Below are 780 nucleotides of genomic sequence, written 5' to 3' on the forward strand. Positions count from 1 at the left end.
CTAATTTTGCAAGTGTGTTTAGTGGTGATAAGATAGACCTTTCAAAAAGATTAAGCTCTGAAGAGGCTGTTAATGCGCTTATGATTTCACAAGCTTCACAAAATAATCCTAATATAATTGATACTTCTAAGATAAATAATCTTGAAGGAATTGAATATATTATCAGTAATCCATTGCTTAAAGCTACTATTTATATAGAACTAAGTGCAACTAAAAAACAAAGTATTCCATATTTAAAATTAGGACAAAAGGTGGGTGGCTTTGGTATTGTTTGGGTAGATACTCCTAATATAGATTTATCAAAAGCTGAGAATTTAATTGCTATTCAAATAATGAATAATGCAAGCATAAAAAAAATAGATTTATCTGCATCAAAAGCAATAATGCAAAAAGGAGTTGCTAATCACAATAATTTTTCAGGAACTGCTATTCGTTTTGCAAACTGTTCACAATTAGAAGAAGTGATCTTTCCTGATGTAAGCAAAGCCCCCGCTCCTATTTCTGCTTATAGTATTTCTTTTTTAAATTTACCTGCTTTAAAATCTACGATAGATTTAAGTAAACTACAAGTAGTACAATATATATATTTAGGCGGTATCTCTGCTAAAGTTATTTATCCTACTCAGAAATTTTTATACTACCTATCTCGTGGAGAAAAAGACAACACGAACGGTACACTATTTTTTACTCCTACTGAAGATATTTTTAATCGACCAGAAACTAAAAAATTTGTTGAAACATATATCCCTGATAAAAAAATAGGTGTTGCGAGATTTAATG

1 pseudogene is annotated in these 780 nt (G+C 29.7%); it reads left to right on the top strand.

Annotated features, from left to right (window positions below):
* Window positions 1–780: pseudogene (locus HMPREF9073_RS15890) on the top strand (leucine-rich repeat domain-containing protein); the annotation flags it as partial.

The sequence above is a fragment of the Capnocytophaga sp. oral taxon 326 str. F0382 genome (genome assembly GCF_000318295.1).
Taxonomy (GTDB): Bacteria; Bacteroidota; Bacteroidia; order Flavobacteriales; family Flavobacteriaceae; genus Capnocytophaga; species Capnocytophaga periodontitidis.